The following is an 11,049-nucleotide window of genomic DNA, read 5'->3' as shown; positions in this document are numbered from 1 at the left end:
CGCGCGGTGGAGAGGGGAAGCCCGGTGAGCTCAATTAAATACCTGGGGAGTTACGTTTTTTCTGTGAAATCAAAAAATAGGTTTCTTTTTTATTCATGGGTATTAATTTCTACTCTTAAGCCCTGAAAATCACTTGCTACGAGTTAATAATTTCTTAATGTTATTTTGCTATATTTTCCTCTTATTAATTATTAATATGTTGAGATATATAGATGCTTACAAATATTCAAAATTATGAGCAGATTTTTAAGGAATTATTAAACGATGGTATGAAGTTAAAAAATTTTTCTAAAGATATTCAAGATGATATAGAAGCCGTTCGAATAGCCGTAACTAACAATGGCTTGGCATTAAAATTTGCTTCATGGCGCTTAAGAGGAATAGAAGAATTAGCTTTAATTGCTATTGAGAATGATCCAAGAGCATTTCGATATATTTCACCTAGGTTACAAAAAAGTAAAAATATTTTACAGAAAGTCAAGGAACATCCTTCTACTAATGATGAACTAATGAAGAATATTCTTCAAGTCGAACGAGAAGTTCATATAAAGGAATTAGAGGAAGATGGTATGAGGTTAGCAAATTTTCCTGTTCTTCAAGATGATATAGAAGCTGCTCGAGTAGCCATAAATAATAATGGTCTGGCATTTGAATTTGTTTCTAAACGGTTAAGAGAAAATAAAAAATTAGCTCTAGATGCTATCGAGGGAAGTCCGCAAGCATTCCGATTTATTGCTCCTGCGTTAAAAATGGATCAAGATATTCTACATGAAGTTAAGAAATATCTTCCTCCTAATGATGAGTTAATGAATGAGATTTTGCAAATCGAAAAAAATATTCGAGAATTAGAGCAACGTGAAAAAAATCTTGAATCCCAGGAATATCATTCTATTCAACAACTCCAAAGAAAATATCGCTCTCGCTTTGCTCAAAAAAAATTGCTGCAATTTTTGAAGGATGAAGAAAAACATAATGTTGAGAAAGTATTTGAGCCTCAACTTTCAGATGATTCTCTATTAAAAGCAAGAGAATTATTCCAAGAAACAGCAAGTCATCTTACATTCTATGGACGTCATGCTGTGAAAACGACGGACTCTTTTTTTTCAATTCTTGCTAATCAATCGATATGGTCTTCAAAAACATTGAGAGCGAGAAATATCAACGCTCCATCTATCAATAGTCCATCTGATCTGACTGAAGGAGCTGATTATTTTGCTTTCCTGGGTATGGGTACTAAACAGGAAGGGCTTCCCGCCCCTGGTTTTTTAGAACATAGTCCATCTTATTTTATTTTCAATATGGATAATTTTGCTCAACAAAATCCATGGCAAATGAAGCATTTCATACTTAAAGGTTGTGATTGGGGTAATTTCACCACAAGAGATATACAACTTACTGAAAGTGAAAAAATACATGTAAACTATAGGTCTACTCGTGAAGATCGCTCACAAAATGTAATTTGTTATACTTATAAAGGTAATTCATATTCTTTAAATCGCGCAGAAGAAATGATTTGTGGGGCAGACTTTAAGAAGGAAGTTCCAGTACTTGTTCTGCGTCATTTGGCTCATTTACCTGAACACCTTCAAAAAGAAATTTTGAGTCCGGTACTATCTGCTGAAGATGAGGCTTCTCGTAAGAAAGTTGTTTCGGATATTATTCAAAGGTTCTATCCTTTTGAAGGTTCTTTGGGTGGTGCAATTCCTTTAAGTTTTCAATGTCTTGATGTGATTAAATTCCCTTATGGACCAGAGGTAAATTTGGATATTCTTAAATCTCATATTCACCAGGGAAATTCACAGAAGGTAACACATTTTTTTAATTCTTTCCCTGTATTAAAAGCAGTTTCTTTTATTCTTGAAGGAGCAGCTGCGATGGCTCGGGCTAAAGGGCATAAAGACATCGAACAGTATTGCCAGGATCTTCTAAAAGCAAAAGAAATGGTGAGTTACTTACCCTTTTCAGTAAATTCACAACAATTTACTGAGGCACGGACCATAATAAAGAATATAAATCTTCATGAAAAATACACAACACAGGAAATTGCTGAATATTACTTAATATCATGCCAACAAATGGATGAGGTAATGAATCAATATTCAGAATATGACCTGCGATATCATTTATTGTTTTCGGAAGCAATAAATAAGAAAGCAGAGCTCAATAAAAAAGCAACTTTTGTAAAGAGAATAGAGCCCCAATTAGATATTTTTAAATTGAAAAAGAAAGAAATGCAGTTGAAATCAGAAATAAATTTAGAATATATTCCCGCGTTAAAAGCAATAGATGAATTTATTTTACAAATAGAGAGAGCAAAAAAGGATTATATCGATGATAAGCTTGATGAGTGTTCTTTTAGATCTTATTGCCTTGATACTGCTAAATCTCCATCCTTACGTAAAGTTTTGGAACAGCATCGTGAGTGGAAGGGAGTTATTCTAAAATTCTTTATTGTTTTATTTGGATTAGAAAATCATCATAAGTTTGGTTTTTTTGCAAAAACGGACTCCATTAGAAAACTTGATGAATTTACAGATAAGGTTGAAAATTATGATACTCCAGTGCGAAATAAACTATAAGTAGCATTGTAAGATCATGTGGGAGACGTCATCAGCTCAGTGATTGCATGACGTACCTGTTTAATTAATTCGTTTTTATTCTCCAAAGTAAATTGAGAGGCTTCAATTGGTTTACCGATGTGGATTTCGGCTTTCTGATTAAGATGAATATTAAAACTTCGTGCAGGTAGAATATCGTTAGCACCACGAATGCCAATAGGGATAATGGTTGCTTTTGAATTAATTGCGGTAATAAATGATCCTTTTTTGAATGGGCCGAGTGTAGCATCTTTAGAGCGAGTTCCTTCTGGAGCAACCCAAATGATAATACCGCTTTCCATCAATTTTTTTACGTATTCCAGGTCTTTAATGGCTTGATATCTTTTTTTACGATCAATAAAGGGAAATTCTGCAGCAGCCATTGCTTTTCCCAGTAAAGGAATTTTATAAAGTTCTCTTTTGGCAAGCATGCGAATAGAGTGATCAGGAAAGGCTTTAAAACTCAGTGGAATATCATAAGCACTGGAATGGTTGCACATGATGATCGTTGCTTTGCCAGATTCGGGCTGTACATTATGAGGATTAATTACTGTATATTTTACTTGAACTTTATTGAGTAATTGATCCACCCAGTGGTGAATGACATCATCTGTCCATGCACGTGTGGGTGTACGAAAATAGGGTTTAAAGATGCAACGCATACTGCTAATAGCTGTATAAAAAAACAAAGTGGCAACTGTCCAGGCAGTCCTTAATTGATTTAGTTTCATTGTGCTCAGGGCATCTCAAAAAGCAGGTAATATATCTTATGTTAGCGCAATTACCTAGATGATGCCATTGACAATAAATTAGCTATTAGGGGCTACAGTGGTAATTTGTTGGCAATTAGGACAAAAAGCAGAACTTCGTCCACCAATTACCATCGTCTCAATAAGATGTTGGCAAGTAAAGCAGGGTTGATTTTTGCGGCCATAAACCTTAAGTGCCATGCTGAAATAACCAGGTTTACCATCAAAAGCATAAAAATCACGAAGTGTTGTCCCGCCACTTTGTATGGCTTTTTTGAGGACTTCTTTAATATGGATAACTAATTGTTCATAATCTTCTTTACAGACGTTTTTTGCTGGTTTATTAGGATGGATTTTTGCTAGGAAAAGACTTTCTGTAGCATAAATATTGCCGATACCAACGACTACTTCATTATCCATGATGAATGATTTTATTGGTTTATTTTTGTTTTTTGCTCTTTGATAGAGGTAGGTGCAAGTAAAATCTTCAGCAAGAGGTTCAGGGCCTAAATGAGCTAATAAGTAGTGTTGATGCGGATTGTCTTCAATATAAGTGAAGATGCCAAAACGTCGTGGATCAGAAAGACGTAACCCCTGGCCGTTAGTTAAAATTAAGGTAATATGATCATGTTTTTCAGGAGCCAAGTGTTGTGGAACAATACGCAGATGGCCGGACATACCTAAATGGATTAACAGATATCCCTGCGAAAGCTCTAAGAGCAGATACTTCGCTCTACGAGTAACGGCAATTACTTTTTTGCCAGCACAAAGAGTATTAATATTCTCCGGAACAGGGATTCTAAAATTGAAGTTTCGTACACTAACTTCACGAATAACCTGGTTTTCTAAATGAGGTTTAATTCCTTGTTTGGTTGTTTCTACTTCAGGTAATTCAGGCATTATTTTTTGTCATCGTGCTCTATAATTCGCCCTTTGCTCTTTTTAAGGGAGGTAATCGGTTTAGGATTACTTGGAAATATTAGTTCTTTAATTACGGAGATAAGCCAAAGAGTACCGCCGATAATTAACCCCCAAATAACGACATAGGAAAACATAAACAATAATCCAATGAATAGCGCAATGGCAATTCCTGCGACGATGAACGGAACTAATGTCTCAAAGATTTTTGGTACTTGAAATTTATTGCTCATAGCACTGCTCCAAATAAAGTTCCTGGCGTTAATTATCAACTACATCAAGAAATGTTGCAACTGAGTGAACAAAAATGTGTTATCCTTATACTGAAATATGGAGGCCTTTTATAGGTTTACAATTGCCTGTATCGCTTTAGGGAAGAATATTTAATATTTGCATTCGACGCGGAGTTATTATGTTTGGTTATTTAAACCTGTCCTTTTGGGGATATGTTATTGCAGTACTTGTTCTAACGCAAATCACCATAGCGTCAGTAACGCTTTATCTTCATCGTTATCAAACGCATAGAGCATTAATATTACATCCTGTGATCAGTCATTTTTTCCGCTTTTGGCTTTGGCTAACGACAGGTATGGTGACAGCCGATTGGGTTGCCATTCACCGTAAGCATCACGCAACTACCGATATAGAAGGGGATCCTCACAGTCCAGTTGTTTTAGGAATTAAAAAAGTATTTTGGGAAGGTGCTGAATTATACCGTATAGCCCGCAAAGACCGAGATTTAATTGCGAAATACTCTCATGGTACACCTACAGATTGGATAGAGCGTCATCTCTATTCTTGTCACTCTTCGCGAGGGGTGATATTGATGCTATTTATTGATTTATTTTTATTTGGCATTCCTGGAGTGAGTATTTGGGCCATTCAAATGATGTGGATTCCTATTTTTGCTGCAGGTGTTATTAACGGCATTGGCCACTATTGGGGCTATCGCAATTATGAATGCCGTGATGCAGCAACCAATATTGTTCCCTGGGGATTTTGGATAGGTGGTGAAGAATTACATAATAATCATCATACTTTTGCTTCTTCGGCCAAATTTTCTGTTAAATGGTGGGAATTTGATATTGGCTGGATGTATATTCGTATTCTCTCTTTTTTTGGATTAGCAAAAGTTAAGAAATTACCGCCCAAACTGGCGATGAACGAAGGTAAGTTAACTGTTGATTTAGACACAGTTAAAGCGGTGATTTCCAATCGTTTCCAGGTCATGTCAAATTACTATAGAAGCGTGATTCGTCCTATCCTGAAACAGGAGAAGGATAAAAATGGCGAGAGTAAAGAAATTAAGAAGTTACTCGCGCGTGCTGGTCGTTTATTGCGTCGGGAAGATTCTTTATTAACGTCTAAAGCTAGAGCACGTTTATCTTATTTATTGGAGTCTCGCGAGCAATTACGTGTTGTTTATGCATATAAGCAATCATTGCAAAATATTTGGCTGAAAACAGCTGCTTCGCAAAAAGAACTTATTGATGCATTGCAACAATGGTGTCGACATGCTGAAGAATCAGGTCTTGAAGTCTTAAGACAGTTTGCTCAACAACTCAAAGGCTATGTTCCTGTTTATCAAACCATATAAATCTCTTTTACCCATCATTCATTAAAGGATGATGGGACATCAATCATTATTTCTTTTGTATGAAGACAAAATTATTTTTTGTTTTTAACTGCAGTCTGCTTGTTTTTGATGATAGTTCTTCTATAGTAATATTTTACAGTAATAGCAGGGAGTTATTTATGTCAAAGAAAGTAGCGTTAGTTACTGGAGGAACGGGTGGTATTGGTACAGCAATTTGTCAACGTTTAGCAAATGAATATCAAGTTGTAGCCTGTTATTTCAAACATGGAAATCATGAAGAAGCAAAACATTGGCAAGAAGAACAAAAAAAACAGGGTTTTGATATAGATATTATTTATGGGGATGTTGCGCAATTTTCTGATTGTGAAAAACTAACCGCTGCAATTATAGAGCGTTATGGTCATATTGATGTGCTGATAAATAATGCAGGTGTGACTCAAGATTGTAGTTTAAGAAAAATGTCTCCTGAACAATGGCAGCAAGTGCTTGATGCGAATTTAACCAGTGTTTTCAATATGACGCGTAATGTAATTCCTCATATGCTTGATAAAGGTTATGGTCGTATTGTGAGTATTTCTTCAATTAATGGCCGCAAAGGACAATTTGGTCAATGTAATTATGCGTCTACTAAATCGGCATTGTTTGGTTTTACCAAAAGTCTTGCTTTAGAAGTGGCCAGCAAAGGTGTTACAGTAAATACTATTTCTCCAGGATATATTGAAACTTCCATGCTTTCTTCACTAAAACAAGAAATATTGACAGCAATTATTGATAATATTCCCGTTGGCCGTTTAGGAAGAGCCAGTGAAATTGCCGATGCAGTTGCTTTTTTGGTGGCTGAAGACAGTGGTTTTATCACGGGTGCCAATTTAGATATTAATGGTGGTCAATATATGTAATAAAAGAATAACTTCCAAAATTTGAGAGTCTTGGAAGTTATGTCTATGCTTAAAAATGCAACTTAACTACATCGAGAATTTTATGCATAATCATAATGTTGTTTTGATCACTGGTGGCACTGGAGACATTGGTACGGCGGTTGCCAAACAATTGAATGCATCTTCAAAACATGTTTTTTCTCTTGATTTGGCTTCGGTTGAACAAGGCAAGGCGTGGGAAAATGAGATAATGGAAGAAGGATATCGAAACGTTGCATTTCGTCATATGGATGTGTCTGATTATGAACAATGCGAAAAGGTGATTTATTCCATCATCAAAGAATTTGGTGATATCGATGTGCTTATCAACAATGCAGGTATTACTCGAGATGCAGTATTCACAAAAATGACAAAAAAGCAATGGGATGAAGTATTGCGGGTCAACCTTGATGGGATGTTTAACGTAACTCGTCAAGTCGTTGACAACATGAGGGAGCATGGTTCAGGACGCATTGTGAATGTTTCTTCTGTGAATGCACAAAAAGGGCAATTTTCTCAAGCAAACTATGCCGCATCGAAGGCAGGAGTCTATGGTTTCACTAAAAGTTTGGCGCAAGAGTTGATGAGCAAAAACATTACTGTGAACAGTATTTCTCCTGGTTATGTAAATACGCGCTTAATGAAAGGGATTCGCCCTGATATTCTTGAATCGATTATTCAGTTAATTCCAGCAAAACGTTTGGCTGAGCCAGAAGAAATTGCTTGGGCAATTGACTTTTTAGTCAGTGAGAAAAGTCGTTATATTACTGGTGCAAATTTAAGTATTAATGGTGGTTTACATATGTATTAATCTATAGCAAAGCACGTTGTGAGTGAATAAACCTCACAGCCTGCTTTGCTTTTCTGCTACTATTTAATGAGTTGAATTAATATCTATGAGAAGCACAAGATGGCACGACTAATAAAAAAATATAAGAATCGTCGACTTTACGATACGGAAACAAGCCAATACATTACTTTGGAGCAATTACAAGCTTATGTAGTGGATGGAATGAAGTTTAAAGTTGAAGATTCACTTACTGGAAAAGATCTGACGAATTCTATTTTGTTACAAATTATTGTCGAAATGGAAGCTGGTTCTACTCAATTTTTATCTTCTGAAATTTTGCGTCAAATTATTTGTCTTGCAAACCATCCAATGCACTCTTCATTAAAAAATATGATGGAGCAAATGTTTCATGTAATGGAAAAACCTTTGCAAATCAATCCTTATACCCAAGCTGCAGAATCTTGGAATCAACAGATGCAAAAAATAATGGATCAATGGCAGTCTTTATTTAAATCCTAAACAGTTTCATTATGCTGCACTGCAAAAAAATATCGGTCAACTCATTGACAAAATGATTTAACATATACTAAGATTATATTGTGCAATGCAACATAATGGAGATAATTATGAATCAACCTAATTTTGAAAAATGGAGTGAAGTGGCTAAAAAACTCCAGGAGCCTTTCCAAGCCATCGCTGAATTAAACGTTAAAACAATTCAAGGCATTACTTATATTAAGCCAGAAGAATTAGCTACTATAAAAAAACCTGAAGAGTTGCTTGAAAAACAAATTAATTTAGCAGTTGAAAATGGTCATAAGGCACTAGATTATATGCAAAAATCCTTTCAAATTTTTGAAAGAGCGATGTTAGGCCTTCTTGCAGAAACTAAAAAATCTGCTTCTGAGAAATAATGGAATCTCGCTGTTTAAAAAAGCCGTCATTCTTTGAGACGGCTTTTTTATTGTAGATCATTAATAAATCATGATTACCAATGCATTTTTGTGCCAGTATTTACTTCAAAAAGAAGTTAATGCAGATATTCAAAAGGAAAAATAGCTTTTTAAGTTTCAATCTACAGAGTACAATGCTCGATGGTGAGATTTTTCTTTTTGTTGATATCATCTCAGTACAGGGGCATTGAGTGATCATTTTTCGTTATTTAGCCAGAGAAGTTTTTGTTACTTTGATTGCGCTAACCTCTATATTGGTACTCATTTTTTTAAGTAACCAATTAATTCAATACCTTAATCGGGCAGCTTCAGGAACTATTCCTGGTGTCATTATTATGAAATTAATGATGTTGGAGTTACCTACTTTATTGAGTTTATTGATGCCCTTAGGTTTTTATATGGCTATGCTAGTAGCTTATGGCCGTTTGTATGCTGAAAGTGAGATGACGGTATTACAAGCATGTGGCTATGGCTCATACCAATTATTAAAGCATAGTCTGATTATGGCTTTTGTTGTTACAGTGATTGTTGCTGTGGTGATGATTTGGGCAAGTCCTTATATTTATATTGAGCGTGCCAAATTATTGCGTACTACCGGGATACAAACTTTAGTGCAAACGATTATGCCAGGCCGTTTTCATGCAATTAATGATGGGCAAGAAGTATTTTATGTACAGGCGATGAGCCGTGATCACACCAAAGCAGATCAAGTATTTTTAGCCAAACGCAGTAAAGAAAAAGATAAAATCCGTTGGGATGTGTTGTGGGCAGATCAAGCTTTTGCAGAAACACAGACACAAACCGGAGAGGATTATATTATTTTGCAAAATGGTAAAGAATACCAAGGGACTCCTGGGAGGGCCGATTATCAAATTGCTGAATTTGGTGAGTATAAAGCGCGTTTACCGCATCCTATCGTAAAGATTAGCGATGATGTACGTACTTTAAGTACAGCCAGTTTATTACCTCTGAATAATCCTGATCGCAGTAAGGCAGCTGAATTGCAATGGCGCTTGTCAGTACCGATTATGGTGCTTACCTTAACTTTAGTCGCTGTTCCGTTAAGTCGAATTAATCCACGTTCGGGTAAATATGCTAAGTTATTGCCAGCAATTATTTTATATATCTTATATGCGAACATGATGTTTATTGGCCGTAATGCTATTGTTTCTGGAACTATTCCCCAATGGTTGGGATTGTGGTGGGTTCATCTTATAGTGGCGGTTTTAGGAATATTCCTAATCTGGCGTAATCAGGTGAAGTTGGCATGAGAATATTAGATCGCTACATTGCAAAAACGGTTTTAACCTCTATTGGTTTAGTGACTTTGATGCTTGTGGGTTTGCAAATCTTTATCTTATTTGTAGATCAATTAAGTGACCTTGGAAAATTAGATTACGGCATCATGCAAGCGGCAATTTTTGTTTTATTACAAATGCCGTATCAGGTTTATTTATTCTTCCCTATGGCCAGCTTATTAGGCTGTTTGATTGGTTTAGGAATCATGGCTAATCACAGCGAATTAGTAGTGATGCGCGCCTCAGGTATGTCTATATTACAAATTACTGCAGCAGTATTAAAGGCTTCTTTTTTGGTAATTGTTCTGGTGACGATTTTAGGCGAAACACTGGTTCCTTACATGGCGCATTATGCGAATGATTATAAAATGTCTGCTGTAAGCGGAGGACAAACACTACGTACCTCTAAAGGATTTTGGTTACGAAATCATAATGATTTTATTTCTATAGGTTTAATTCTCCCTGATAATGTTTTACGTAATATTTATCAATTTCGCTTTGATGACCAACATCACTTGCAAATGGCGCGTTTTATCCGTAATGTGAAATTTACCTCTGAAGGATGGATGGCCTATAATGTACAGCAGACGACATTTGGTGATAATCATACACATGCTGAGCATTTGGCTTCCATGCCTTGGGATGTACCGGTCAAGCCTAAAATTTTAAAGATCAGCAGTATTGAGCCTGATGAAATGACCTTAGTGGAGTTAAATCGGTATATTCGCGAGCAAAAACGCAGTCATCAAAATGTGCATATTTATCGGTTTGCTTTTTTGCAGCGAATTATTCAGCCCATAACCACAATGGTGATGATGGTTTTAGCTATTCCTTTTATTTTTGGCCCCTTGCGTTCAACAACCATGGGTTCCAAGTTATTAGTTGGGGCTGCTGTTGGTTTTGGCTTTCATATTTTGAGCCGTTTTTTTGGTCCAGTCAGTACAGTATTTCAATTACCTCCAGGATTGGCAGCTGTAGGGCCTACGATGATTTTTGCTCTGCTTGGGCTCTATTTAATGCGACGGGTCCGCTAAGAACTTTAATATACAGATAATTTTTGATTAGGTCAGCCGGATATAAATGTATATATTTAAAGATCAACTCTCTACCTTCACTAGTAAGCAAATAGAATTTATCCAATTACTTGGTACTGGTAATAACAGATTTTCCATTCCACCTAATGTAATGAACCATCTCACCCACTGAGTTGGCAAATTATGTTTACCAGCT

Annotated in this window: 11 protein-coding genes; 8 read left to right on the top strand and 3 right to left on the bottom strand. The window is 36.0% G+C overall.

Translation table 11 applies throughout. The annotated features are described in order from the left end of the window. Positions 1–212: 212 nt before the first annotated feature. Positions 213–2,579, top strand: coding sequence for a DUF4116 domain-containing protein (locus tag QM652_RS12585; RefSeq protein WP_415076341.1), 2,367 nt, complete (start codon positions 213–215; stop codon positions 2,577–2,579). 14 nt (positions 2,580–2,593) lie between these two features. Here QM652_RS12585 and QM652_RS12580 read toward each other — a convergent pair whose 3' ends face one another. From QM652_RS12580 to QM652_RS12570, 3 genes are all read right to left on the bottom strand, one after another. Further along, on the bottom strand, positions 2,594–3,328 hold the full coding sequence (locus QM652_RS12580; RefSeq protein WP_415076339.1) for a lysophospholipid acyltransferase family protein: 735 nt from the start codon (positions 3,326–3,328) through the stop codon (positions 2,594–2,596). A gap of 78 nt (positions 3,329–3,406) precedes the next feature. After that, positions 3,407–4,246 (bottom strand): bifunctional DNA-formamidopyrimidine glycosylase/DNA-(apurinic or apyrimidinic site) lyase, encoded by an 840-nt coding sequence (gene mutM / locus QM652_RS12575; RefSeq protein WP_415076337.1) that lies wholly within the window; start codon positions 4,244–4,246, stop codon positions 3,407–3,409. Next, entirely contained in the window at positions 4,246–4,497 is a 252-nt protein-coding gene (locus QM652_RS12570) for a hypothetical protein (RefSeq protein WP_415076335.1), read from the bottom strand. Before QM652_RS12570 ends, mutM begins: the two co-directional genes overlap by 1 nt. 176 nt (positions 4,498–4,673) lie before the next feature. Here QM652_RS12570 and QM652_RS12565 point away from each other — a divergent pair, with 176 nt between their 5' ends. From QM652_RS12565 to lptG, 7 genes are all read left to right on the top strand, one after another. Then, the gene (locus QM652_RS12565; protein WP_415076343.1) at positions 4,674–5,861 is read left to right on the top strand and encodes a fatty acid desaturase; all 1,188 of its coding nucleotides are present in this window, start codon (positions 4,674–4,676) and stop codon (positions 5,859–5,861) included. Between the two features lie 158 nt (positions 5,862–6,019). Then, a complete protein-coding gene (gene phbB, locus QM652_RS12560; RefSeq protein ID WP_415076333.1) occupies positions 6,020–6,760 on the top strand; it encodes an acetoacetyl-CoA reductase in 741 nt (246 codons plus the stop codon). Positions 6,761–6,842: 82 nt separating this feature from the next. Further along, positions 6,843–7,589, top strand: a complete 747-nt coding sequence (phbB, locus tag QM652_RS12555) for an acetoacetyl-CoA reductase (RefSeq protein ID WP_415076331.1) — start codon at positions 6,843–6,845, stop codon at positions 7,587–7,589. A 99-nt stretch (positions 7,590–7,688) separates the two neighbouring features. Next, a complete protein-coding gene (locus tag QM652_RS12550; protein ID WP_415076329.1) occupies positions 7,689–8,087 on the top strand; it encodes a polyhydroxyalkanoate synthesis regulator DNA-binding domain-containing protein in 399 nt (132 codons plus the stop codon). A gap of 107 nt (positions 8,088–8,194) precedes the next feature. Beyond that, on the top strand, positions 8,195–8,482 hold the full coding sequence (locus QM652_RS12545; protein WP_415076327.1) for a phasin family protein: 288 nt from the start codon (positions 8,195–8,197) through the stop codon (positions 8,480–8,482). Between the two features lie 230 nt (positions 8,483–8,712). After that, positions 8,713–9,792: an LPS export ABC transporter permease LptF gene (gene lptF, locus QM652_RS12540; protein WP_415076325.1), complete on the top strand. Its 1,080-nt coding sequence runs from the start codon at positions 8,713–8,715 to the stop codon at positions 9,790–9,792. Further along, on the top strand, positions 9,789–10,853 hold the full coding sequence (lptG, locus tag QM652_RS12535) for an LPS export ABC transporter permease LptG (protein WP_415076323.1): 1,065 nt from the start codon (positions 9,789–9,791) through the stop codon (positions 10,851–10,853). The genes lptF and lptG overlap by 4 nt, the downstream gene beginning before the upstream one ends. Positions 10,854–11,049: the final 196 nt, after the last annotated feature.

Source organism: Legionella sp., assembly GCF_047605385.1.
Taxonomy (GTDB): Bacteria; Pseudomonadota; Gammaproteobacteria; order Legionellales; family Legionellaceae; genus Legionella.
This window is presented reverse-complemented; position numbering and strand designations above follow the sequence as displayed.